Source organism: Gordonia soli NBRC 108243 (assembly GCF_000334455.1).
Lineage (GTDB): Bacteria > Actinomycetota > Actinomycetes > Mycobacteriales > Mycobacteriaceae > Gordonia > Gordonia soli.
Genome location: NZ_BANX01000035.1, coordinates 33,723 through 58,185 on the forward strand (window position 1 = coordinate 33,723; position 24,463 = coordinate 58,185).

At 67.7% G+C, this 24,463-nt stretch carries 24 protein-coding genes and 1 riboswitch; of the genes, 15 read left to right on the plus strand and 9 right to left on the minus strand.

Features of this window, described 5'->3' with window-relative positions; genetic code table 11:
• Nucleotides 1-103 precede the first annotated feature (103 nt).
• On the minus strand, nucleotides 104-421 hold the full coding sequence (locus GS4_RS21335; RefSeq protein WP_007624499.1) for a hypothetical protein: 318 nt from the start codon (nucleotides 419-421) through the stop codon (nucleotides 104-106).
• Between the two features lie 388 nt (nucleotides 422-809).
• On the opposite strand from GS4_RS21335, the gene lppU reads away from it, so the two are divergent.
• Complete coding sequence (lppU, locus tag GS4_RS21340) at nucleotides 810-1,388, plus strand: LppU family putative lipoprotein (RefSeq protein WP_245555795.1); 579 nt, start codon at nucleotides 810-812, stop codon at nucleotides 1,386-1,388.
• A gap of 75 nt (nucleotides 1,389-1,463) precedes the next feature.
• Here the strand turns inward: lppU and greA are convergent, their stop codons facing one another.
• The 3 genes from greA to GS4_RS21355 form a co-directional block, all read right to left on the minus strand.
• A complete protein-coding gene (greA, locus tag GS4_RS21345) occupies nucleotides 1,464-1,958 on the minus strand; it encodes a transcription elongation factor GreA (protein WP_007624502.1) in 495 nt (164 codons plus the stop codon).
• Between the two features lie 127 nt (nucleotides 1,959-2,085).
• Nucleotides 2,086-2,880 (minus strand): queuosine precursor transporter, encoded by a 795-nt coding sequence (locus GS4_RS21350; RefSeq protein ID WP_007624504.1) that lies wholly within the window; start codon nucleotides 2,878-2,880, stop codon nucleotides 2,086-2,088.
• Nucleotides 2,881-2,887: 7 nt separating this feature from the next.
• Nucleotides 2,888-3,346 (minus strand): DUF4307 domain-containing protein, encoded by a 459-nt coding sequence (locus GS4_RS21355; protein ID WP_007624508.1) that lies wholly within the window; start codon nucleotides 3,344-3,346, stop codon nucleotides 2,888-2,890.
• Nucleotides 3,347-3,457: 111 nt separating this feature from the next.
• Here GS4_RS21355 and mca point away from each other — a divergent pair, with 111 nt between their 5' ends.
• The 3 genes from mca to GS4_RS21370 are packed head-to-tail and all read left to right on the plus strand — an operon-like array spanning nucleotide 3,458 to nucleotide 6,646.
• Nucleotides 3,458-4,309 carry a mycothiol conjugate amidase Mca gene (gene mca, locus GS4_RS21360; RefSeq protein WP_051989812.1) on the plus strand — a complete coding sequence of 284 codons (852 nt, stop codon included), beginning with the start codon at nucleotides 3,458-3,460 and terminating at the stop codon, nucleotides 4,307-4,309.
• On the plus strand, nucleotides 4,306-4,653 hold the full coding sequence (locus tag GS4_RS21365; RefSeq protein WP_007624510.1) for a hypothetical protein: 348 nt from the start codon (nucleotides 4,306-4,308) through the stop codon (nucleotides 4,651-4,653). Before mca ends, GS4_RS21365 begins: the two co-directional genes overlap by 4 nt.
• Nucleotides 4,628-6,646: a thioredoxin domain-containing protein gene (locus GS4_RS21370; RefSeq protein ID WP_007624511.1), complete on the plus strand. Its 2,019-nt coding sequence runs from the start codon at nucleotides 4,628-4,630 to the stop codon at nucleotides 6,644-6,646. Before GS4_RS21365 ends, GS4_RS21370 begins: the two co-directional genes overlap by 26 nt.
• Before the next feature lie 2 nt (nucleotides 6,647-6,648).
• Here the strand turns inward: GS4_RS21370 and GS4_RS21375 are convergent, their stop codons facing one another.
• Nucleotides 6,649-7,230 carry a histidine phosphatase family protein gene (locus tag GS4_RS21375; RefSeq protein WP_007624513.1) on the minus strand — a complete coding sequence of 194 codons (582 nt, stop codon included), beginning with the start codon at nucleotides 7,228-7,230 and terminating at the stop codon, nucleotides 6,649-6,651.
• Nucleotides 7,231-7,506: 276 nt separating this feature from the next.
• Here GS4_RS21375 and GS4_RS21380 point away from each other — a divergent pair, with 276 nt between their 5' ends.
• Nucleotides 7,507-8,604 (plus strand): 3-deoxy-7-phosphoheptulonate synthase, encoded by a 1,098-nt coding sequence (locus GS4_RS21380; protein ID WP_007624515.1) that lies wholly within the window; start codon nucleotides 7,507-7,509, stop codon nucleotides 8,602-8,604.
• Nucleotides 8,605-8,678: 74 nt separating this feature from the next.
• Here the strand turns inward: GS4_RS21380 and GS4_RS21385 are convergent, their stop codons facing one another.
• Entirely contained in the window at nucleotides 8,679-10,157 is a 1,479-nt protein-coding gene (locus tag GS4_RS21385) for a PepSY-associated TM helix domain-containing protein (RefSeq protein ID WP_007624516.1), read from the minus strand.
• A 119-nt stretch (nucleotides 10,158-10,276) separates the two neighbouring features.
• Nucleotides 10,277-10,807 (minus strand): hypothetical protein, encoded by a 531-nt coding sequence (locus GS4_RS21390; RefSeq protein WP_007624517.1) that lies wholly within the window; start codon nucleotides 10,805-10,807, stop codon nucleotides 10,277-10,279.
• Nucleotides 10,808-10,853: 46 nt separating this feature from the next.
• Nucleotides 10,854-11,076: riboswitch (cobalamin riboswitch) on the plus strand.
• A gap of 31 nt (nucleotides 11,077-11,107) precedes the next feature.
• On the opposite strand from GS4_RS21390, the gene GS4_RS21395 reads away from it, so the two are divergent.
• From GS4_RS21395 to GS4_RS21410, 4 genes are all read left to right on the plus strand, one after another.
• Complete coding sequence (locus GS4_RS21395) at nucleotides 11,108-12,223, plus strand: FecCD family ABC transporter permease (protein ID WP_083862822.1); 1,116 nt, start codon at nucleotides 11,108-11,110, stop codon at nucleotides 12,221-12,223.
• Complete coding sequence (locus GS4_RS21400) at nucleotides 12,220-12,993, plus strand: ABC transporter ATP-binding protein (protein WP_007624519.1); 774 nt, start codon at nucleotides 12,220-12,222, stop codon at nucleotides 12,991-12,993. The genes GS4_RS21395 and GS4_RS21400 overlap by 4 nt, the downstream gene beginning before the upstream one ends.
• A complete protein-coding gene (locus tag GS4_RS21405) occupies nucleotides 12,990-14,000 on the plus strand; it encodes an ABC transporter substrate-binding protein (protein ID WP_040511392.1) in 1,011 nt (336 codons plus the stop codon). The genes GS4_RS21400 and GS4_RS21405 overlap by 4 nt, the downstream gene beginning before the upstream one ends.
• Nucleotides 14,001-14,602: 602 nt before the next feature.
• Entirely contained in the window at nucleotides 14,603-15,415 is an 813-nt protein-coding gene (locus GS4_RS21410) for an ankyrin repeat domain-containing protein (RefSeq protein ID WP_007624521.1), read from the plus strand.
• Nucleotides 15,416-15,461: 46 nt separating this feature from the next.
• Here GS4_RS21410 and trhA read toward each other — a convergent pair whose 3' ends face one another.
• Nucleotides 15,462-16,133 (minus strand): PAQR family membrane homeostasis protein TrhA, encoded by a 672-nt coding sequence (trhA, locus tag GS4_RS21415; protein ID WP_007624522.1) that lies wholly within the window; start codon nucleotides 16,131-16,133, stop codon nucleotides 15,462-15,464.
• 129 nt (nucleotides 16,134-16,262) lie between these two features.
• On the opposite strand from trhA, the gene GS4_RS21420 reads away from it, so the two are divergent.
• Nucleotides 16,263-17,045, plus strand: a complete 783-nt coding sequence (locus tag GS4_RS21420; protein ID WP_007624523.1) for an isoprenyl transferase — start codon at nucleotides 16,263-16,265, stop codon at nucleotides 17,043-17,045.
• 18 nt (nucleotides 17,046-17,063) lie between these two features.
• Here the strand turns inward: GS4_RS21420 and coaA are convergent, their stop codons facing one another.
• Entirely contained in the window at nucleotides 17,064-18,002 is a 939-nt protein-coding gene (coaA, locus tag GS4_RS21425) for a type I pantothenate kinase (protein WP_007624524.1), read from the minus strand.
• Nucleotides 18,003-18,103: 101 nt separating this feature from the next.
• On the opposite strand from coaA, the gene GS4_RS21430 reads away from it, so the two are divergent.
• From GS4_RS21430 to GS4_RS21450, 5 genes are all read left to right on the plus strand, one after another.
• Nucleotides 18,104-19,312 carry a hypothetical protein gene (locus GS4_RS21430; protein WP_007624525.1) on the plus strand — a complete coding sequence of 403 codons (1,209 nt, stop codon included), beginning with the start codon at nucleotides 18,104-18,106 and terminating at the stop codon, nucleotides 19,310-19,312.
• A 10-nt stretch (nucleotides 19,313-19,322) separates the two neighbouring features.
• Nucleotides 19,323-20,630, plus strand: coding sequence for a serine hydroxymethyltransferase (gene glyA / locus GS4_RS21435; protein WP_007624526.1), 1,308 nt, complete (start codon nucleotides 19,323-19,325; stop codon nucleotides 20,628-20,630).
• A 55-nt stretch (nucleotides 20,631-20,685) separates the two neighbouring features.
• Nucleotides 20,686-21,552 (plus strand): acyl-ACP desaturase, encoded by an 867-nt coding sequence (locus tag GS4_RS21440; RefSeq protein WP_007624527.1) that lies wholly within the window; start codon nucleotides 20,686-20,688, stop codon nucleotides 21,550-21,552.
• A gap of 271 nt (nucleotides 21,553-21,823) precedes the next feature.
• A complete protein-coding gene (phoH2, locus tag GS4_RS21445; RefSeq protein ID WP_007624528.1) occupies nucleotides 21,824-23,122 on the plus strand; it encodes an RNA 5'-3' helicase PhoH2 in 1,299 nt (432 codons plus the stop codon).
• A 253-nt stretch (nucleotides 23,123-23,375) separates the two neighbouring features.
• Complete coding sequence (locus GS4_RS21450; RefSeq protein ID WP_040511394.1) at nucleotides 23,376-24,335, plus strand: L,D-transpeptidase family protein; 960 nt, start codon at nucleotides 23,376-23,378, stop codon at nucleotides 24,333-24,335.
• Nucleotides 24,336-24,463 lie beyond the last annotated feature (128 nt).

Here is a 24,463-nt window from a genome sequence, read left to right on the forward strand (position 1 = left end):
GGTGCCGGGTCACGCTGTCGTGACGCTCACATCGGCTTACACGGCGTCCGCGGCCGCTGTCACCGCAGTGTCGGCCGCGCGGGTCGACCGAGATATGCGCAGGTCACGCAGCATGAGAGGTGGACGGTAGATCGGCGGAGAATCGGATGATCGACCCGACGGTGCCCAGCCGGGATTCGACGGTCCGGATCGCGCCGGCGAGTTGGTCGGGATCGTCGACGTCGGCGATCAGCGCGACGACCCGCCCGTTGTTGCCGAGCATGAACGGGACGACGTCGGCGTAGCTGCGGCCGACGATGCCCATCGGCGAACCGTCGGCGAACATCTGTTGTGCGATGGCGCGGACGGCCGAGTCGTCGTCGAGGACGACGAGCGGAACCTCGGTGGTGGTCGGGGTGGAGGAGTGGTGGTGGAGTCTCATGAACCAAGGATGAAACCGCAGGTTGAGGCCAGACTCCAGAACTGCTGTGGGTTCGCTGTGGACAACTGCGCGCTGTGGATCGCGGAGTTCCCGGATCGGCGTCGGATGGCTAGGGTGCTCGGCCTGCGCGGCGGATTCTCTCGTTATTCCGCCCCGAACTCCTTCTTCCGCCGCCTGCAGATGGCGGAAGAAGAAGTTCGGAGCGGAAGAACGGAACCCGGTAGCCCCGCGTTCACCGGTCGTACGCGTACGCCCCGTGTCGTGCGCCACTGACCACCCGATAGAGTTCCTCAGGTCATCGGTCAGGTCTGCGGAGAATGTCGGTATCGGTCGCCCTGACCGTGCGGACCCCTGCACCGACCATCGGGTTCGGCAGAGAGGTTCGAACGTGTTCGGAGTATCCCGTCGTCTGAAGGCGGCAATGATGGGCCTGGCGGTGGTCGGTGCAGCCGTACTGGTCGCCGGCTGCGGCTCGAGTGGTGAGGTGGTCGGCACCCCGACCAGTGCGGCGCCGACAGTCGACGGTCAGAACGGCTCCGATGAGGGCGGTGACGTCGACTTCGATGCGCGTATCGGCGACTGTGTGAACCTGTCGGGGACGATGCTGGACGCCAAGATCGACCATGCCGTGTGCGGCAGTCCGACGTCCAACTACAAGGTCGTCGCCAAAGTCGAGAACAAGGACGCCTGCGCATCCGACGTCGACCAGAGTTACTACGTCACCTTCGCGGGCCGCGAGCAGGGCGCGCTGTGCCTCGACATCGACTGGGTCGAGAACAGCTGCATGACCATCCCGTCCGGCACCGAGAGCCCGACCCACAGCCCGTGTACGCCGGGCAAGGCGAGCACGGTTCGGGTGCTCAAGATCCTCACCGGGACGACCGACGAAAACCGGTGCCCGGACGACACGACCAAGTACTACACCTACGACGAGCGCAAGATCGTCGCCTGCGTGGCAGAGGTCTGATCGCCCTATCGACGCACTCGGCGGGCCGTCCATGGACGGCCCGCCGAATGGTGGATCAGATCAGATCGGTGCAGATCAGCTGTGGTATGGCTCCGCGCTGACCAGCGTCACCTTGATCACCGCGCCGCTGGGGACGGTGTACTCGTGGGTCTCGCCGACCTTCGCGTCGATGAGGGCCGAGCCGAGGGGGGAGCTGGGCGAGTAGCTCTCCAGCTTGCCGTCCTGGCCGCCCTCCTCGCGGGTGGCGATGAGGAAGGTCTCGGTGTCCTTCTCGTCGTCGTCGTAGTAGACGGTGACGACGGAACCGGGCAACGCGACGCCGGACTGCGTCGGCGCCTCGCCGACCTTGGCGTTGTTGAGGAGTTCCTGCAGCTGGCGGATGCGAGCCTCCTGTTGGCCCTGCTCCTCGCGCGCCGCGTGGTAGCCGCCGTTCTCCTTGAGATCGCCCTCTTCGCGACGCTCGTTGATCTCGGCGGCAATGACCGGCCGGTTGGCGATCAGAGAGTCCAACTCGGTCTTGAGGCGGTCATGGGACTCCTGGGTCAGCCACGTCACCTGTGTGTCGGTCATCTGTCACTCCTTCGTGTTGTCCGCACCCCGCACGATGGCTTCGACCAGGGCATGTGGACTGCTCAAAATGCAGCAACACGACCCCTCGCGGAGCCGTGCATCGATCCAGGATAGCAGTCGATGTGTGTCAAAGCACATCGGTTGTTTGTGCTTCACCACCACGAAGGGCCTGCTGGTAACTCGGCTCGGCCTTCTTCAGACGCCCGACGACGAAGTACGTCAGCGGCATGACGACGATCTCGACCAGCGTCTTCCAGACGAAACCGACCACGGTGTAGTTGACGAAATCCGACCACGTGGAGATGCCCAGCGCCGATGCTGCGATGGCGCAGAACACCAGCGTGTCGAAGAACTCGCCGACCACGGTCGAGCTGATCAGGCGCGCCCACAGCCGCTTCTCGCCGGCGCGCTCCTTCATCTTGACCAGGACGAAGGAGTTGAGGAACTCGCCGACCACATAACCGGCGAGACCGGCCAGCAGGAACTGGGGGACCACTCCGGCGACGCGCTCGAAGGACTCCTGACCGTCGTAGAACTCGGCCGCCGGCAGGTGGATGGTGAGCCAGAAGCACAGTGAGGCGATGAGCAGGACCGCGAAGCCGGAGAAGATGACGCGGCGCATCGCGCGGAACCCGTATACCTCGCTGATCACGTCGCCGAGCACATACGCGAGCGGAAACAGGTAGAACGCACCGTCGGTGACCAGACCGTCGAGCTGGATCGGTCCCGCGGAGAGATGCAGCCAGTCGTCGAACAGCACGACACCCTTGGTGCCGGTGATGTTGCTGATCAGCATCACTCCGACGAACAGCGCGACCAGCAGCGGGAAGTACCTGCTGCCGACCGACGCGAAGGCAACCGTGGGAGATGTGGCCCGCGGAGCGGGCGAGGTGGAGCCGGAGGTGTTCTCGGGTGTCGTCACGTGACGCTCACGATTCGTCGGTGGCGGTCAGGTACGCGGGTACGTCTGCGGTGCAACCGAACACCTCTCCGATGACCGGTGCACGGGACGTGGTGACCTCGGTCCGTACGCCGACCTGGCTTTCGGAGGCCGGTGGGATGAGGATCTCTCGTCGGCCGGTCTCGCCGCCGTCGGCCGACCGTCCGCGGACCACGCACGCGACGGACTGGCCTGGGTCGCTGCGCGTCACGGTGAACTGCACGGCGACCCGCGAGGGGCTGAGGATCTGGTAGCCGGTGACCTGTCCGGACACCGGGGGGTCGGCGAACTTCTGGTAGCCGAGCACCGCCAGGCCGAGGCCGGCGGCGACCACGAGCACCGACAATCCGATGTACCACCGACGTCGGGTGTGGGGCGATTGTTCCTCCGGGTACGTCGCTCGCGGCCCGCTGCGCGGACTCGTCACGCCCCCGTCTGAACTCTGCACGGCTCAATACCTACCATGGGAGCAGTATCGAGCCGAAGGTGAGGAAGCGTGACCGCAGCCAGCACGGGTGGCCCCGAGCATCGCACCCCGCAGAACGGCGGTCTCCGCCTGATGGCGGTCCACGCCCACCCGGACGACGAGTCGAGCAAGGGTGCCGCCACCACCGCGCGTTATGCCGCGGAGGGACATGACGTCCTCGTCGTCACCCTGACCGGTGGCGAGCGTGGCGACATCCTCAATCCGGCGATGGATCGTCCCGGCGTCAAAGAGCGGATGACCGAGATCCGCAAGGAAGAGATGGCCAAGGCCGCCGCCGCACTCGGTGTGCGGCAGACCTGGCTAGGCTTCGTCGACTCCGGACTGCCCGAGGGCGATCCGCTCCCACCGCTGCCCGAGGGGTCGTTCGCGACGATCCCGCTCGAGGTGGCCACGGAGGCACTGGTCAAGGTCGTCCGGGAGTTCCGACCGCACGTCATCATCACCTACGACGAGCACGGCGGATATCCGCATCCGGACCACATCCGGTGTCACGAGGTGTCGGTCGCGGCGTACGAACAGTCCGGCGATCCCGAGGCCTTCCCGGACGCCGGCGAGCCGTGGACGGTGTCGAAGCTCTACTACACCCACGGGTTCATCCGGGACCGCATGGTGCTCTTCTCCGACGAGTTCGAGAAGAACGGCCAGGAGAGCCCGTTCACCGAGTGGCTGAGCAAGTGGGACCCGAGCCGGGGTGACCTGATGGGCCGGGTGACCACCCAGGTCGAGTGCGCCAAGTACTTCACGCAGCGCGACGACGCCCTCCGTGCCCACGCGACCCAGATCGACCCGAACGGTGTGTTCTTCGCGGTGCCGCTGGAGTGGCAGCAGCGCCTCTGGCCCACGGAGGAGTACGAGCTCGCCCGGACCCGGGTGACCACGTCGATCCCGGAGACCGACCTGTTCGCGGGAATCGAGGAATCATGATCCTGCACACCGCGGCGCTCGGCGTCACCGAGATCCTCGCCGCCGAGCAGCCCAAGGGGCCTGAGTTCGGTAAGGCCTCGCCTCTCGGACTGTTGGTCATCGTCTTGCTCCTGGTGGGCACCGCACTGTTGATCCGCTCGATGAACCGGCAGCTCAAGAAGTTGCCCACCACGTTCGACTCCGATCACCCGGAGCCGGACCAGGCGTTCGACGAGGGCACCGATGCCGTGCCCGACGCGGGGGAGCAGCCTGCCCGCCCCGCCGACGCCCCGCCATCCGAAGCTCGACCCACCGACGACTCGGAGGAACGTACCGCCGATGAGTCCACCGCTCCCGGGACCTGACGCCGACCGCAACGCACTGGGCTCGTCGACGAGCCCCTATCTCCGTCAGCACGCCGACAACCCGGTGCACTGGCAGGAGTGGGGCGACGATGCGTTCGCCACCGCCCGTCGGCGCGACGTCCCCGTCCTGCTGTCGATCGGCTACGCCGCCTGTCACTGGTGTCACGTGATGGCGCACGAGTCCTTCGAGGACTCCCGCATCGCGTCCCTGATGAACGAGAACTTCGTGTGCATCAAGGTCGATCGGGAGGAACGACCGGACATCGACGCGATCTACATGAACGCGACGGTGTCGATGACCGGCCAGGGTGGTTGGCCGATGACCAGCTTCCTGACCCCGGAGGGGCGTCCGTTCTACTGCGGCACATACTTTCCACCGACGCGCCGCGGAGGCATGCCCGGTTTCGACGAGATCCTCGCGGCGATCTCGACCACATGGACCGAGCGTCGGGACGAGGTCGACCGGGTCGGCGAGGCGGTGGCGCAGAACCTGACCGCCGCGACGTCCGGTCTGCCCGATGCCACTGTCGTACTCGACGACGATCTCCTACGTCGGTCGGTCCACCTGCTGGCCGACGAAGAAGACGCTGCCAACGGCGGTTTCGGTGATGCGCCGAAGTTCCCACCTTCGGCGCACCTGGAGGCATTGCTCCGCGTTCACGAGCATCTGCGTGACGACGACTCGCTCGCGATGGCCCGTCGCGCCGCGACCGCGATGGCGCACGGCGGCATCTACGATCAACTTGCCGGCGGGTTCGCGCGCTACGCGGTCGACAGTGCCTGGGTGGTACCGCATTTCGAGAAGATGCTGTACGACAATGCCCTTCTGCTGCGGTTCTACGCCCATCTCGCTCGGGCCACCGGCGATCCGACGGCCACCCGGGTCACCCGCGAGATCGTCTCGTTCCTGCGGTCCGATCTGTCCGTGGCGGGCGGGTTCGCGTCATCGCTGGACGCGGACGCGGACGGCGTGGAGGGATCGACCTATGTGTGGACGCCCGACCAGCTGGTCGCGGTACTCGGCGTCGAGGACGGCCGATGGGCTGCCGACCTCTATGGCGTGACCGCAGACGGCACCTTCGAACACGGCACCTCGACGCTTCGTCGCCACGTGACCGGTCCGGGTCACCCGGAGGATCCGGAACGGACCGAACGGGTGCGATCACTGCTCCTCGCGGCTCGTGCCGAGCGGGTGCAGCCTGCGCGGGACGACAAGGTGGTGACGGCCTGGAATGCGTTGGCGGTCACCGCACTCGCCGAGGCGGGTACAGCTCTCGACGAGCGTGACTGGGTGCTGACGGCCGCCGACGTCGTCGACGGTCTCCTCGACCGGCACGTCGTCGACGGTCGGGTCCGCCGCAGTTCGCTCGGCGGCGTCGTCGGTGCACCCGACGGTGTCCTCGAAGACCACGCGGCACTCGTCACCGCGCTGTTCGCCGTCCACCAGGCCACCGGTGTGGAGCGGTATCGCAGTGCCGGACTGGACCTGCTCGACACCACGATCGCGGAGTTCGGTGATCCCCAGGTGGCGGGTTCCTGGTTCGACACCCGTTCCGACGCAACAGGTCTGATCACCCGACCACGTGATCCGATGGACGGGGCGACCCCATCCGGTGGTGCGCTGCTCGCCGAGGCCCTGCTGATTGCGTCGACACTGGCCGACGGCGCGCGGGCCGGCCGCTACCTCGGTCTCGCCGACGAATCACTGGGACGAGCCGCGGTGGTCATCGAACGGGCACCACGCGCGGCCGGGCACTGGCTCGCCGTCGCCGCGGCCCGACGGATGGGGCCACTGCATCTGACCGCCACCTCGCCGACGCTGCTCTCGGCTGCACGGGCACTGGCGCCCGGTGGTGCGGTCATCACCGAGTCGTCCGCTGCCGCCGAGTCGGCGGGTCAGCCCACCGACACCGTGATGGTCTGTCGGGAGACCACGTGTTCGCTACCGGTGGGCAGTGTCGACGATCTGCGAGCGCTGCTCGAGGCCCGCTGACCTCACTCCGCCAGACGGCGGAGCCGGTGACCGTCCACCTCGTCCAGCACCGCGTAACCCGCTGCGGCGAAAGCGATGTGCGCGCCGAACCCGATGGGGGTGCCGAGGAATCGCGCGATGAAGGCTCGCGAGAAGTGGCCGTGTGACACCACCACCAGGTCTCCGTCGGATGCGGCCAGCACGTGCGCGACGGCCCGGTCGACGCGGTCCGACATCGCCTGCACCGACTCCCCGCCCGGCCCGCCGCCGGTCCACACCAGCCAATCGGGGTCGTGACGCTCGTGGATCTCCACGCGGGTCAGTCCCTCGTAATCGCCGTAGTCCCATTCGGCGAACAGGTCCGATGTCTCGTCCACGGTGAGGCCGGCCAGCTGGGCGGTGCGCTGCGTGCGGTGGCGGGGCGAACAGATGACATACGGATCGGCGAGACCGAGCGACGCGATGGTCGGGGCCAGCGCCGCCGCCTGCTCCTCGCCGACCGTCGTCAGGTCGATGTCGGTCCGCCCGGTGTGTCGGTCGGTGGCCGACCACTCCGTCTGACCGTGCCGGATGAGGACGATACGACGATCCGCGCGGGCAGCCATGTCCCCGAGCCTAGGACACCGGTGCGGTGACCCGGGACACCCGGGATTGCCGGTGGTCGGCGCGACCGTGCTAGCGTGGACGCCGTGATCACCACCGTGCGCGCGTATTGGCGCTTTATCGAGGCTCCGGGTGGGGCCGCGATGAAGCACTGACGCACGCGCGCAGAACACCCGGAGCCCGAGCAGCGACCATGCGGTTGCTGCTTTCGTCATTTCAGGGGCTCCGCGCGCAGGGCGTGTCCCCCTGACATCAGGGCACAACCCGAAAGGCAGCTCGTGACCATCAGCCTGGACTCCCGATCCGGTGAGTCGAAACCCGGTGCTTCCACCTCGGACCGGCGGATCAAGTCGTTCCGCTCCATCCCGTCGCCGGACACCATCCGCAACGAACTCCCGCTGACCGCGCGCCGCGCCCTCGCCGTGCAGGCCGATCGCGATCAGATCGCAGACATCCTGGCCGGCCGCGACGACCGGCTCCTCGTCGTCGTCGGTCCGTGTTCCGTGCACGATCCGATCGCCGCGATCGACTACGCGCGTCGCCTCGCGCCGCTGGCCGCCGAGTACGCGGACCGCCTGAAGATCGTCATGCGCGTCTACTTCGAGAAGCCGCGCACCACGGTCGGGTGGAAGGGACTCATCAACGACCCGGGGATGGACGGGAGCTACGACGTCGAGCGCGGCCTGCGCACCGCACGTTCGCTGCTGCTCGACATCATCGACCTCGGTCTGCCGGTGGGGTGCGAATTCCTGGAGCCCACCAGCCCGCAGTACATCGCCGACACCGTCGCCTGGGGCGCGATCGGCGCCCGCACCACCGAGTCGCAGGTCCATCGCCAGCTGGCGTCCGGTCTGTCGATGCCGATCGGGTTCAAGAACGGCACCGACGGCAACGTCCAGGTCGCCGTGGACGGCGTGAATGCCGCTGCGGCGCAGCACGTGTTCTTCGGCGTCGACGACTTCGGTCACGGCGCCGTGGTGGAGACCGTCGGCAACGAGGACTGTCACATCATCCTGCGCGGCGGCACCGGCGGACCGAACTTCGACGACGAGTCGGTCGCGTCCGCGGTCGCGGCGTTGGCGAAAGCGGGTCTGCCCGAGCGCGTGATGATCGACTGCTCGCACGCGAACTCGGGCAAGGACCATAACCGACAGGCCGAGGTCGCCACCGAGATCGCCGCATCCGTCCGGCAGCGTCGGGCCGCCGGCGACTCGCCGGTGATCAGTGGTGTGATGCTGGAGAGCTTCCTGGAACCCGGTGCGCAGAGCGTGAAGCCGGGTGACGAGCACGAACTCGTGTACGGGAAGTCGGTGACCGACAAGTGCATGGGCTGGGAGGCCAGCGCCACGGTGTTGGCGGCACTCGCTCGCAGCTGACGCAGCCGAGACACGTGGTCACGAGCAGGCGCGCTCCTCTTCGGAGCGCGCCTGCTCGTCTCTGCAGACGGCGGTCAGGGGGTTCGAGCCCCGCGCCATCGGGTGGACGCGCCGATCGCGGCGTCGACGACCAGGAAGCCCAGCAAGCTGATCCCGAGCAGCGGCACGAACCAGCCGATCAGGCCGGCCACCACCACGACCGCGATGACAGTCGGTATCGGCAGGTGTCGTAGCGCACCGCGCAGGGGTGGCCGTCCGACCGGACGTCCGCCTCGTCGCGGGCGCCGCTGCCACCACATCACGTATCCGCGAACGATGAGCACCAAGAGCCCGATCGCGATGAGCAGCAACACGATCTGATTCACCAATCCGAACAACAGACCCATGTGCAGCGAGATGCCCCAGTCGGTCAGCTTCGCCGGCAGCGGCCAATCGGCGAACCAGGATGTGCCGGTGACCGCCCCGGTCGCGCCGTTCACCGCAACGGTGTTGGCCGAGAACTGGAAGGGCTCACCGGTCTCGCTGACGGTGAAGGCGGTCTCGGCGTCGGCCGGAATCGACACCTCGGCCGCGTCGGTCACGCCGATCCCACGAGCCGCGGCGACCACCGCATCGAGACGTCCGACGTTGGTGTCGATGACGTCGGGATCCGATGCAGCGCTCGCTGATCCGCCGTGACCGGCATGACCGCTGTGGCCGTCGTCAGACGCGGGTGCTGCGGCGCCGAGAGCCGTGTCGACGCTCGGCGTCGTCCAGCTCAATGCCTGCCGGAGCTCGCCGATGTTCTCCCCGGCGTACTTGGACCAGGTGAGTCCGGTGGCCGAGAGGAAGACCAGACCGACCACGATCCAGACACCCACCGCGCCATGCCAGTTGAGATTGCGTGCGCGGCCCGTTGCTTTGCGGTTCACCGTTGCCAACCGGGCGTCCCCGCCGGACCGACGCCGTCGATAGCGACTGATCCACATCGCCAGTCCGGCCAGCGCGATGACCCACAGCCACGATGCCGCCATCTCGCTGTAGATCCGTCCGGGCTCGCCGAGATGCAGGTGCCGGTGCAGCTGACTGATCCAGGTCCGCATCGGTAGCGATCCGCTGCCGCCGTAACTCACGAGTTCCCCGGTGGGGCGGGTGGTGACGGGGTCGATGAAGACCGCTCGCCGCTCCGACGGCCCCAGTGACGGATCGTCGAACAGCACCCGGGTGGTGTCGCCCGGTTCGGCGGCGGGCCGGACCGCCGACACCGTGAGGTCGGGACGGGTGGCCATGGCGACCCGTACCTGGTCGGACAGCGGACGCTCGGGCCCGGTGGTGTAGCTGTCGGTGTGCAGCTCAGCCCGGTAGACCAGCTTTTCCAACGTGGGTGCGATGGCGTACAGGCCGCCGCTGACCACCGCCACCACCAGGAACGGGGCGACGAGGATGCCGGCATAGAAGTGCAGCCGGCGGAGGAGCGGTTGCCAGCCGAGACGCGTCGGTCGACTCGGTGTGGGTGGCGACGAATCCGCCGCGGTGGTGGGAGGTGGGATCGGAGGTTCTTGGGTGAGGGACACGTGTGTCCGCCTTTCGGACTGAGGCGCGCAGCAGCGACCACCGTGCGGCGTGCGCATACGCGAAGGAGCCGACCGGTCCGGACGCGATGTCGGAGCAGGTCAGCAGAAGTCGAGTCGGGTCAGAACACCGGCGCGGGTGGGCCGCGGGTACCCACCGGGCGGGCACGCAGCCGGGAGCGGCCCGACATCGGACCGGAAGCGATGTGCGCGACCCACATCGGGGCGGCGCCCAGTGGCGCCGTGCGCAGGTGCATCAGCGACCGGACGATGGCGCAGAGCACCGCGACCGCCGCCGACTCGAGACCCATGGCCAGTCCCGCGGCGATGATGGTGGCGGCGACGTGACAGCCCAGCATCGCGCTCGTCCACACCGCGGCGTGATGATGCGCCATCGCGGTGAGCGCGAGGTGGGCGATGGCTTGGCCGCCGACCAGGGTGACGACGAGCGTCACCGGTCCTGACGTCGACGCCGAACCCAGGGCGGCGACTGCCCAACCGAGCGCGGCGCACACAGCCACGACGATCGCCGCCGAGGTGGTGTCGGGGAGGCCGCCCCCGGCGACCGCGTGCCCCACGATGGCGGTGACCGCCGACGACGTACCGACCACGCTGCCCCGGACCTGGTCCAGGGTGCGGGTCAGCGGGTGCATCGCTGCAGTTTAGACCGGCGAGTTCTCTCGTCCGAAGCGCGTCTTGCTATGTTCGTCCTGCGTCGGTCTCGGTCCGGTTCGTCCGGATTCGAGCGTGAGAGGGAATCTGGTGTGAATCCAGAGCTGCCCCGCAGCGGTGACCGGAAACGACAGCGGCCAAGAGCACTGGGTCCGACAAGACCTGGGAAGCGGCCGTCAGTAGGTGGCACGACCCCGGAGGGGGTGCCGTGTCCGGGAGTCCGAAGACCTGCCGAACGCGGCTGCGGCGGAAAGCCGTGGCCGACATCGACTTCGTGGGACATGGTCGGTGCCGCCCGTCGGTCGGCGTCGTCGTGTCCGCGGGATGGGACCGGAGTGGGCGCGGTGGTACCGGCTGTCGGCCAGTGGGGGCGCGTCATCGCGCTCGTGGTGGTCGGGACCCCGGCACTCCTCGTGGTCGCACTGCTCGGGCTGGTCTTCGGCACCGCCGACATTGCGTGGCAGGACGCGCTCGGCTACCTCTGGGCAGATGTCACCGGTGGCGTCGTCAGCGCTGATCACGCCGCCGACTATCGGATCGTGGTGGATTCCAGGCTGCCGCGCGTCTTGACCGGCGCCCTGGTCGGGGCCGGGCTCGGCATGGTCGGGCTGGTGGTGCAGGCAATGGTGCGCAATGCCCTCGCCGACCCCTACGTGCTCGGCATCTCGTCCGGTGCGTCGGTGGGCGCGACGGCGGTGGTCCTGTTCGGCGTCTTCGCAGGGGTCGGCATCTACGCGTTGCCCACCGCGGCGTTTCTCGGCGCACTGATCGCCACGATCATCGTGTTCGCGGTGGCCCGCTCGGCGGGTGGTGGCCTCACACCGCTGCGACTGGTGCTCACCGGAACTGCTCTCGGCTACGGCTTCTCGGCATTGACCACTGTTCTGGTGTTCCTCGCACCGATGGGTGACGCAGCCCGGAGTGTGATGTTCTGGCTGCTGGGTAGCCTCGCGGCCACGAGTTGGCGTTCGGTGTGGCTCGTGGCGGTGGTGGTGGGATTCGGCCTGGTCGTGATCGTCGCCCTGGCCCGCCATCTCAACGCACTCGCGATGGGGGACGAGGTCGCGGCGTCGCTCGGTCTGCGTGCGTCGCGCTTCCGGCTCATGTTGTTCGTGGTGGCGGCCCTGATGACCGGCGTGATGGTCTCGGTGTGCGGCGCCATCGGCTTCGTCGGACTCGTCGTTCCGCACATCGCCAGATTGCTCGTCGGCGCCGACCATCGGCGACTCGTGGTGGTCACCCCGGTGATCGGCGCGGTGTTCCTGGTCGCGGCGGACCTGCTGGCGCGGACCGTGGTCCCACCGCAAGAACTGCCGCTGGGAGCCATCACGGCCGCGGTCGGGGTGCCGGCGTTCCTGGTCCTCATGCGACGCAACGAGCGAGCGCAGTCGCTGTGACCGTCGACTATCACGGCGTCGATGTCCACATCGGGGGTGTGGAGATCCTGCGGAACGTGACGGTGCACGCGCCGGCGGGGAGCTTCCTGGGCGTCATCGGCCCCAACGGGAGTGGCAAGTCGACGATGCTGCGATGTCTGTACCGCGCAATCGATCCGACGTCGGGGTCGGTTGCGGTGGCGGAGCGGGACGTGACGTCGATCAGCATGCGCGTCAACGCACAGCAGGTCGCGGCGCTGACCCAACGTACGGCGTTGGACTTCGAGTTCTCGGCCGCGGAGGTGGTGGCGACCGGTCGGCTCCCACATCGGTCGCTGACCACGCGGACCGCGCAGCGCGATCGCGACATCTGCGCCGCTGCGATGCGCGACGCCGGGGTGTCGCACCTGTCCGACCGGAACTTCACCTCGTTGTCCGGCGGTGAAGCGCAACGGGTCCTGATCGCGCGGGCATTCGCGCAACAGCCGCAGGTGCTGGTCCTCGACGAGCCGACCAACCACCTCGATGTGCGGCACCAGTACGCGGTCCTGCGCGCGGCCACCGACCGCGGTGTCACCGTGGTCGCCGCACTCCACGACCTCAACATCGCGGCGCAGTTCTGTGACCGCCTGGCCGTGCTCGTCGACGGTCGGGTCGTGCAGACCGGCACTCCGCGTGAGCTGTTCACACCGTCGGCGATCCGCCGGTGGTTCGGGATCGGGTGCCACGTCTTCGACCATCCGAGACTGGGCGTCCCACAGATCATCTTCGACGAGAAAGAGACCGGATGAGAACGAGATCGATGGTCGCCGCGGTGTCGGCGACGGTGATGCTGTTCGCCACGGCATGTGGCGCGGACGTGGAGGACGATGCCACGGCTCCCGCCGGACAGGCCGTGACCGTCGACAACTGTCGGGAACCGCTGACCGTGCCCGGTCGTCCGAGCCGAGTGGTGGTGAACGACACCGGGATCACCGAGATCATGTTCGCGCTCGGACTGGCCGACACACTCGCCGGGTACACCACCTATGCGGGCAAGGAGCGCGACATCGCGTCGTCACCCTGGCGGGCGGACTTCGAGCGGACCCGGTCGCTGGGCGATGCCTTCACCCGCGAGGCGATCCAGTCCGCCGACCCCGACTTCGTCTTCGCCGGATGGAATTACGGGTTCAAGAAGTCGACCGGCGTCACGCCGGACTGGATCCGATCCCTCGGGGCCACGCCGTACCAGCTCACGGAGGCATGCCGACAGCCCGGAAGCACCGAACGGGGCATCGTCGCCCCGCTCGACGCGCTGTACGAGGATCTGGCGAACATCGGCGAGATCTTCGGCGTCCAGAACCGTGCGACGTCGCTGATATCGGAGTACAAGGCGGAGGTCCGGAAGGCGAACGCCACTGCGCCGACGGAGGATCGGCGCGCGCGGGTGTTCCTCTTCGACAGTGCCGACCCGACGCCGTTCACGTCGGGCAGGTTCGCAGCACCCGAGCAGATCATCACCGAGGCCGGCGGCTCCAACATCTTCGGTGACCTCGAGGACTCGTGGACATCGACGTCCTGGGAGGCTGCGGCACAACGGAACCCGCAGGTCATCCTCATCGTCGACTACGGAGCCGGCCCGGCGAACACGGTCGCGGCCAAGATCCGACAGTTGCAGACGCATCCCCTGATGTCGGGAACGGACGCAGTGCGGGAAGGTCGGTTCCTGGCGTTGCCCTACGCCGCGCTGGTGGAGGGTCCGCGGAATCCGGCGGCGATCACGAAGGTGGCCCAGTACCTGAGGTCCGTCGGGCACTGATCGGCTGAGGTGCTCGGAGCTGGGGGCCTGGGTCTGGCTTGGGGCGGCTGGCTTGGTCTGGGGCGCTCCCCGACCAAAATCTGCCCTCCTCCGGGGAGGCGCGTGCGATATCCACGTGGTCCCGCGCTGGGCGGCAGATTGTGGTCGGATTGTCGGCAGGGAGCCGGGCGTCGTCGCCCGAAATCAGCCCCGGTTGTCCCGAGATCTGCCCGGGTGGAGGGTGCGTCGACCGTATTGGCAGTGGGTCGGGTGTTGTGGGCGGTTTTCGGTTGGTACAGAGCAGTTTTCGGAGACCCGGGTGCCTGGGTCGGGTGCGCGTGGCGAAAATCTGCCCGCCTCTGAGGCGGCGCGTGCGATATCCACGTGACCCCGCGCTGGGCGGCAGATTGTGGACACGCAACGGGCCGACGTCATAGGAAATCGCGCGATGACCGGGGCGCTCGCGACGCTCAGGCGCGCCGCCGTCCACTCCGCCCCACCCCGGCCCCGGGGGTCCTCCGGTTGACCGACCTGATCGTCCGGGCACATTAGGATCGACGCCAACCCGGACATAACGGACGGGGTCGACGCCGATCGGACGAGGACCAGGACGGGGGGAGACCGTGCCGGGAGAGACCGTGCTGGGGGAGACCGTGCCGGCCCTACGCCATCGCAGATCGATCCGGTCGATCGCCGTGAGCCTGCTGACCGTCGGAATGGTCGCCGTCGGCCTCGCCGGTTGCGCGCCCGGCAGCCCGCTCGGCGGCCCGGATCCCGCCGACTACTTCGATGCGGGGACGGTCCGTGTCCTGCAGGCCGCTCGCGATGGTGATGTCGAGCGCATCCGTCAGCTCATCCGCGAGGGCCAGGACCCGAACACCCCTGCCAACGATCACGATGCGCGACGCTCCGGCATCACACCGCTGCAATGGGCGGTGGAGTTCGGGCGGCCGCGGACCGTCGAGACCCTGCTCCGCGGCGGGGCCGATCCCTTGGTCGGGTCGGGCGGCTACAACGCGGCCTCCTACGCACTTCTCCGGGACAAGACCGACTCGCTGCGCGCGCTGATCGACGTCGACCCGAGCCTTGCCGACGCGCCGGGTCGTGGTGGCGGAGTGATCTTGCACGTCGCCGTGCTGCACTATCGGGCCGATGCCGTCGAGATGTTGATCGACGCCGACGCCGATCTGGACGCCGAGGACCCCGGCGGGCGGACACCGATCTTCACGGCCGCCTCGGTCCAGAACGTCGCGGCCTGTCTGGTGCTGATCCGCGCCGGCGCCGACGGTGGTCACCGCGACCACCGCGGTGACACGTTCCTGTCGAGTCTCTATCTGGCGAAGGACTCGGTCCGGACCCGCGAGTTCTTGGGCGATCGCGACGATCTCGAGGATGAACTCCGCTCCCGCGGATTCCCGGTCGAAACAGGTCGCTGACGGCGGAAAGATGCTGACCGCGGAAAGATTCCGAGGCGCAGCCCGATCAGGCCGCGATGACCAGCCAGACCGCGATGTAGTGCAACACTGCGGCGATGGCCGTACACACGTGGAAGACCTCGTGGTGGCCGAAGGTGGTCGGCCACGGGTCGGGCCAGCGTAGGGCGTACAGGATTCCGCCGACGCTGTAGAAGACTCCGCCGAGCGCGAGGAGCACCATCACCGTCAGGCCGGTCTGGGCCGTCAACGTCGGCGCGACGACGACGATCACCCAGCCGAGCAGGATGTAGAGCGCCACACCGAGCCAGCGGGGTGCGCCCGGCCAGGCGACCTTGAGTGCGACGCCGGACAGTGCGCCAACCCAGACCAGCCCGAGTACCCACCATCTCGTCGCGCCGGACAGGGCCATGGCGCAGAACGGGGTGTACGTGCCGGCGATGAACAGGAAGATCATCGAGTGATCGGCGCGCTTCATCAGGAGCCGGGTGCGGGCGCTCTGCCAGGTGATCCGGTGGTAGGTGGCGCTCACCCCGAACAGTCCGACGATGGTCAGTGCATAGACCGCGCACGCGACGGTCGACCCGACATCGCGCAGGATCGCGGCACCGACCACGGCGGCGATGCCCGCCACCGCAGCGACATACGCGGAGTAGTGATGGATCACCCCGCGCAGACGTGGTCTGACCGGCGCGGTCACCGGATCCGTCAGGCTGTTCACGTAACCTACGCTACCGTAAGTTCGGTGCGACGCTCTCGTATCGAGACCCACGGCTCACACCCGGCCGACGCGTAAGGTGTCCCACGTGGCGGCGGATCGAGTGGCAGTGGTGACCGGGGTGCGGCTGCGATGAAGATCCTCCCCGACAACGTGCGTTCACCGTTGCTGCGCGTCTACGAGAAGCGGTTGATCCAGCTCATGGACACCGCGCGTATCCCGCATCACGTCGCGATCATCTGCGACGGTAACCGGCGGTGGGCCCGCGAAGCGGGATTCGAGGACGTGAGTCACGGTCATCGGGTCGGCGCGCAGCGGATCGCCGAGATGTTGACCTGGTGTGCCGAATTGGACATCGACACGGTCACCATCTATCTGCTGTCCACCGAGAACCTCAGTCGCGAGTCCGACGAGCTGGACGCGCTGATGGAGATCGTCCCCGACATCGTCGACGAGATCTCCGGTCCGACCGGTCGGTGGCGGGTGCGGATCGTCGGGACGCTGGACCGGCTGCCCGCGCCGGTGGCCGATCGGTTGCGCACCGCATCCGATCGCACCGCCGGACGCGATGGGATGAACGTGAACGTGGCGGTCGGCTACGGCGGTCGCCAGGAGATCGTCGACGCCGTACAGTCGCTGCTCCGCGAACGCGTCGACGCGGGCGCCGACCCGGCCGAGTTGATCGACGCCGTCTCGGTGGAAGCGATCGACGCCCACCTGTACACCAGCGGGCAAGCCGACCCGGACCTGGTGATCCGGACGTCGGGTGAGCAGCGCCTGTCCGGATTCTTGTTGTGGCAGAGCGCCTATTCGGAGATCTGGTTCACCGATGCCTACTGGCCGGAGTTCCGGCGGGTCGACTTCCTGCGTGCCTTGCGCGACTTCGCCGCACGCAACCGACGATTCGGCCGGTGAACATCGTCTCGCGCGCCGTCAGAGTTTGCGGAGGCGCACCCGGTTGATCGCGTGGTTGGCATCTTTGCGGAGCACGAGCGTCGCCCGCGGCCGGCTGGGCAGGATGTTCTCGATGAGGTTGGGGCGGTTGATCGACGTCCAGATGTCACGCGCGGCGATGGTGGCCTGGTCGTCGGTCAGCGACGAGTAGTAGTGGAAGTGCGAGTTCGGGTCGGCGAACGCGGTGGTCCGCATCTGCAGGAACCGCGAGATGTACCAGGATTCGATGTCGTCGATCTTCGCGTCCACGTAGATGGAGAAGTCGAAGAGATCGGAGACCATCAGGGTCGGACCGGTCTGCAGGACGTTCAGTCCCTCGACGATCAGGATGTCGGGCTGCCGGATGAAGTGTCGGACGTCGGGGACGATGTCGTAGGTGATGTGAGAGTAGACCGGGGCGCTCACCTCATGCGCACCCGACTTCACCTCGGTGACGAACCGGAGCAGCGAACGCCGATCGTAGGACTCGGGAAAGCCCTTGCGGTGCATGATGCCCCGACGCTCGAGCTCCGCGGTCGGCAGCAGGAAGCCGTCGGTGGTCACCAGGTCGACCTTCGGGTGTGACTCCCATCGGGCGAGCAGTGCGGCGAGTACGCGGGCGGTGGTCGATTTGCCGACCGCAACACTGCCGGCGATGCCGATGACGAACGGCACCTGGCGGGCGCCCTGGCGGTCACCGAGGAAGGTCGACGTCGCGGCGAACAGTCGTTGACGTGCGGCCACCTGCAGGTGGATGAGGCGCGAGAGGGGGAGGTAGACGTCGGCGACCTCGTCGAGATCCACCTGTTCACCCAGTCCGACCAGCTGATCGAGCTCGTTCTCGGTGAGCACCATCGGCATGGATTCGCGGAGTTCGCGCCACTGCTTGCGATCCAGCTCCAGATAGAGACTGGGATCCCGGCTGGCGTCGCGAGCCATCAGCTGTTCCAGCGGGTCGTCATTGATACACCATAGGACCGACGTTCCGACCGTTGACTGTGAGGTCGGTCGGGCGACCGGTTCTCGGTTAGCCTCCAGTCATGACCTCGTCACCGGTCACCGACTACCTGCGCCTCGGCCTCGCCTTCGACCGCCTGGAGGAGGGGTTCGTCGACGCCTACACCGGCGACCCCGCCCTGCGGCGTGCGATCGAGAACGCGCCCGCTCCCGATCCCGCCGAACTCGCCGCTCGCGCACGGGGACTCCGGGCCGACCTGCCCGCCGACCTGCCGCCTGACCGGGCCGCATTCATCGATGCGCACCTGCGCGCGCTGGAGTGTTCGGCGCGGAAGTTCGCCGGCGACGAGATCGCATTCCCCGACGAGGTCCGCGCCTACTTCGACATCGACATCGCGCTCGGCGACACCCAGACCTACGCCGATGCACACGAGCGCATCGCCGATGCGTTGGAGCGTCCGGGGGTGTCGGGTGCCGCGCTGTCCGACGCCTATGCGGCGCATCGACGTGCCGACGAGATCCCGGCTGCCAAGGTCGACGAGTGTGTGCGGGCGTTCAGCGGTGCACTGCGCGAACGGGTCCGGTCGACCTTCGGTCTGCCCGACGACGAGATCGTCGAGTTCGAGGTGGTCACCGACAAGCCGTGGTCGGGGTTCAACTACTACCTCGGTGACCACCGTTCCCGGGTCGCGATCAATGCCGACCTGACGCAATACATGTCGTCGCTGCCACACCTGATCGCCCACGAGGCCTACCCGGGGCACCACACCGAGCACTGTCGCAAGGAGGAGATCCTGGTCGGCAGTGGGCAACTCGAGCAGACGATCTTCCTGGTCAACACCCCGCAGTGCCTGATGGCCGAGGGGCTCGCCGACCACGCGTTGGTCGCCGCCATCGGCGACGACTGGGGCCTGTGGGCCCAGGAGATCTACGCCGACCTCGGACTCCGTTTCGACGGCGAGCGTGCGCAGCGCATGGCATCGGCCACGTCGGGGTTGCTCGGGGTCCGCCAGGACGCGGCACTGTTGCTGCACGACGCACGCCGCGATGCCGACGAGGTGGCAGCCTTCCTGCAGACGTGGCTGCTGGCCACCGACGCGCGGGCCCGCCAGATGTTGCGGTTCCTCACCTCGCCGCTCTGGCGGGCGTACATCAGCACCTATGTGGAGGGCTATCGACTTCTCCAGACGTGGCTGGACGAGGTGCCCGCGGCCGACCGGCTAACACGATTCGGGCGGCTGCTCGACGAGCCGTTGACCCCGGCACTGCTCCGTGCGGAACTGCGCTCCTAGAATCGAGGTCATGACGGTGAACTCCACGGACCTGAACTCCGCATCGCTGGCCGAACTCGATCCCGATGTCGCGGCCGCGATGAACGGCGAACTCAGCCGACAGCGCGACACGCTGGAAATGATCGCGTCGGAGAACTTCGTCCCGCGCGCCGTCCTGCAGGCGCAGGGCAGCGTGCTCACGAACAAGTACGCCGAGGGCTACCCGGGCCGTCGCTACTACGGCGGCTGTGAATACGTCGACGTGGTGGAGGACATCGCCCGCAACCGCGCCAAGGAACTGTTCGGCGCCGACTTCGCCAATGTGCAGCCCCATTCCGGTGCGCAGGCCAATGCCGCGGTGCTGATGGCACTGATGGAGCCGGGCGAGCGACTGCTCGGTCTCGACCTCGCCCACGGCGGCCACCTCACGCACGGCATGCGGTTGAACTTCTCCGGCAAGCTCTACGAGAACCACTTCTACGGGGTCAGCAAAGAGGACTTCCGCGTCGACATGGACGAGGTGCGCAAGATCGCCCTCGACGTCCGGCCGAAGGTGATCTGCGCCGGTTGGTCGGCGTACCCGCGCACCCTGGACTTCGAGGCGTTCCGCTCGATCGCCGACGAGGTCGGCGCCTACCTCTGGACCGACATGGCGCATTTCGCTGGACTCGTCGCGGCCGGCCTGCACCCGTCGCCGGTTCCGCATTCCGACGTCGTCTCGTCGACCATCCACAAGACCCTCGGCGGACCGCGGTCGGGTCTGATCCTCGCCAAGCAGGAGTGGGCCAAGAAGCTGAACTCCGCAGTCTTCCCGGGTCAGCAGGGCGGCCCGCTGATGCACGCGATCGCAGGTAAGGCCGTCGCGCTCAAGATCGCCGGCACCGAGGAGTTCGCCGACCGTCAGCGTCGCACGCTGGCCGGGGCGAAGCTGCTCGCCGAGCGTCTCACCGGGGAGGACGTGAAGAAGGCCGGTGTCTCGGTTCTGACCGGCGGCACCGACGTCCACCTCGTGCTCGTCGACCTGCGTGACAGCCGGCTCGACGGTCAGCAGGCCGAGGACCTGCTCCATCAGGTCGGCATCACGGTCAACCGCAACGCGGTGCCCTTCGACCCCCGTCCGCCGATGGTCACCTCCGGTCTGCGGATCGGCACTCCGGCGCTAGCCACCCGTGGTTTCGGCGACGAGCAGTTCCGGGAGGTCGCCGACATCATCGGCACCGCTCTCGCCGCAGGCTCCGAGGCCGACATCTCCGCGCTCCGCGGCCGGGTCTCCGCGCTCGCCCTCGACTTCCCGCTGTACGACGGACTCGAGGACTGGGGCCTGATGAGCCGGGTCTGACGACCTGGTCGAGGCGACTGGCCACAGCCCCCGGTCGTTCTCTATCCTGTCTGCGATGAACGCATTGACCGAGGACGACTTGATCATCGCGCTTGAGAAGGCGCTGCCGGAGATCGCCGAAGACCACCAGGAGATCGCGTCGCCGTGGAACCCGCACGATTGGGTCCCGTGGGGCGACGGACGCAACTTCGCGTTCCTCGGTGGCGAGGACTGGGACCCGTCGCAGGGTTCGCTGAGCGGTGAGGCGCGTGCGGCGACGCTCGCGCTGCTGCTCACCAAGGACAACCTGCCGTCGTACCACCGCGTCATCGCGCTCTACTTCCCGGCCTTCTCGGAGTGGCGTCAGCTGGTCGGCGTGTGGACGGCAGAAGACAACCGTCACGCGATCGTCCTGCGCGACTACCTCGTGGTGACCCGCGCCGTCGACCCGGTCGATTCCGAGGTCCGTCGCCGCATCCACGTGACCCAGGGCTTCAAGCAGGAGCCCGGCGTCAAGGAGGATCTGGGTCCGCTCGACGTGCTCGCTCTGATGGCCGTGCACGAGCATCAGTGCGTCGGCTTCATCAGCCGACTGTCCTCGGTGGTCACCGATGACATCTACTCGCAGATCCTGGCGAAGATCTCGCATGACGACGCCGCCCAGGCGACGACATTCGGATCGTTCCTGAACGCCGGACTGGTCGCCGATCAGGAAGCCACCGTGGTCGCGGTCGATCGGGCGCTGGCGAACATCGAGCCGATCGGCTCCGACGTCGCCGACTTCGACGAGGAGTTCGCGCTGATCGCCGACTACGAGAACGACGACACCCGCGCTGCGATCGCGGCCGCACTCGTCGACCAGCTCAAGCTCGACAGCGTCGACGGACTCGGCGACGAGGCAGAGGACGCACGCCAGCGCATCTTCGCGCGCGCCGGTCGCTGACACGCAGGCCCGCGTCGGGTCTCGTTAACGCACATTTCACGCCGACACACCCCGTGGCGAACAGCCGCGGGGTGTGACGCGGCGTACTTTGACGAGTGACGGGCCGCGGGGAAGCGGTTCGTCCGGGAGGTTCGATTCGTGGATTGCACCAGCATCACGAGAGGGCCGGCCCCGGTCCTCGTCCTACTCGGCTGACGCCGAACGAGGACATGAGCCGGCCGGTCGTCACACACTGGTTTGTGCGGGTGCCGCACAAATGTAGGAGCACTACGTGACCACACGCACCTACGTCCTCGACACCTCCGTGCTGCTGTCCGATCCTTGGGCGGTACTACGTTTCGCCGAACACAACGTGGTCCTCCCGTTGGTGGTCATCGGCGAACTCGAGGGCAAACGTCACCACCACGAGCTCGGTTGGTTCGCACGGGAATCGTTGCGGATGCTCGACGACCTCCGGCTCGTGCACGGCCGCCTGGACGTGCCCATCCCGATCGGCGACGAGGGCGGCACCTTGCAGGTGGAGCTCAACCACACCGATCCGACCGTGTTGCCTGCCGGATTCCGCACGGAGACCAACGACTCGCGAATCCTCGCCTGCGCGTTGAATCTTCGGGCCGAGGACAAAGACGTCACGCTGGTCTCCAAGGACACGCCACTGCGTGTGAAGGCCGGTGCCGTCGGTCTCGCCGCCGACGAGTACCACGCGCAGGATGTGGTGGTCTCGGGATGGTCCGGGATGACCGAGATCGACGTCGACTCGACGGTGGTCGACTCCCTCTATTCCGAGGGGGTGGCCGATCTCGACGAAGCGCGGGAACTGCCGTGCCACACCGGAATCCGGCTCTTGGGTAATGGTTCGAGTGCGCTCGGACGGGTGAACGCCGACAAACGGGTGCAACTGGTGCGCGGCGACCGGGAGGCCTTCGGGTTGCACGGACGTTCGGCCGAGCAGCGTGTCGCCCTCGACCTGCTGCTCGACGAGTCGGTGGGCATCGTCTCGCTCGGCGGCAAGGCGGGCACCGGTAAGTCGGCGCTGGCGTTGTGCGCCGGTCTCGAGGCGGTTCTCGAGCGTCGCACCCAGCGCAAGGTCGTCGTCTTCCGGCCGCTCTATGCCGTCGGCGGTCAGCAGCTCGGGTACCTGCCCGGTGGTGAGGCCGAGAAGATGGGGCCGTGGGCGCAGGCGGTGTTCGACACGCTGGAGGGGTTGGCCTCGCAGGAGGTGATCGAGGAGGTGCTCAGTCGGGGCATGTTGGAGGTGCTGCCGCTGACCCACATCCGTGGTCGGTCGCTGCACGATTCCTTCGTGATCGTCGACGAGGCGCAGTCGCTGGAGCGCAATGTGTTGCTGACGGTGCTCTCCCGTCTGGGTTCCGGGTCGCGTGTGGTGCTGACCCACGATGTCGCGCAGCGGGACAACTTGCGCGTCGGTCGCCATGACGGTGTCGCCGCGGTGATCGAGAAGCTGAAGGGGCATCCGCTCTTCGCCCATGTCACGTTGACGCGGAGTGAGCGGTCGCCGATCGCGGCCCTCGTGACCGACATGTTGGAGGAGTTCGCGCCGGGAGCGTAGCGAGCGGGCGAAGTTCGGAGATGTCGCGCCGGGAGCGTAGCGGGCGGCGAGCTCCGATTCAGAGACCAGCGGCCCGTCCCTCTTTCTACAGGGGCGGGCCGCTTTCCATGTGTGGGGTCCCTGGCACTTGTGCGATGCACGAGAGATGGGTGGGCCGGGTGATCGGATCCGTACCCCACCGTGACCAGGCCGAGACTCATGAACCCTTGCCAACTGGCACACTGTTGTGGTGCTGAAGTTACTGATGAGGCGTATGAGGTCTGTGGGACTCGCATCGGCGGTCGCGCTGGTGGCTGTCCTGTTCGGTTCCGGGCTCGCATCTGCCGCACCGGGCACCACGACACCGTCCACCTCGGGAACGCCCTCGGGGACCACGACGCCGTCGACCTCGGGAGCGACGAGTACGTCGGCTGCACCCGGAGGCGTCACCGGCGTCCCGGTGCTCGACAATCTCCTGAACTCGCTCGCCGGTCAGGGGCAGGGTGGCGCGGCGTCACCGGCCGCGGGTCAGACGAAGCAGATGATCGTGGTCACGGCTCCCAAGGCCAGTGACCCGACCGCGACCCTGACCGCCTTCGAGCGTGGGACCGACAACTCGTGGAAGCCGGTCATCGGGCCGACCAAGGCATTCCTGGGATCGCTCGGACAGGGCGAGCCCAAGGACAACGTGTACCGCACGCCGCAGGGCACCTTCCCGCTCGATCAGGCCTTCGGCAGACTGGCGAATCCTGGCACCAAACTGCCGTACATCAAGGTCGACCAGCAGGATTGGTGGGACTCGAACACCAAGTCGCCGACGTACAACACCCATGTCCGGCAGGCAGCGAGCCCCGGTGGCGACAGCGAGAACCTGTACAACTCCGGCCCCGTCTATGACTACGCGGTCAACATCGCGCACAATCCGCAGCGCATCCCGGGCAAGGCGTCGGCGATGTTCCTGCACGTCACCAACGGTCAGCCGACGATGGGTTGTGTCGCCATCGACAAGGAACTGATGCGCAAGATCCTGGTGTGGCTCGACCCGGCGAAGAGCCCGAAGATCACCATCGGCGTCAATCAGAGCGCTCCGCCCGCGGACACGCCCAGTGCGACGCCGGCGCTGCCCGGCGGCGATCTGGTGAACCAGATCCTCAAGCAGTTCATCGATCTCGTGCCGTCGTTGCTCGGCACGGCAACCGGGGCCGGGAGCGCGGAGTCCGTTCCTGTCCCGTGAGCGACCTCGCGGGTGATGCCCCGCGCGGGGTGACACCTCCCGATCGGCTTCTGCCACAGATGGGTCCGGCTGGACTGGCCGGGCCCATCTGCCGTGCGCAGGTCTGCTGGGCGGGTTGGCGAATCGTA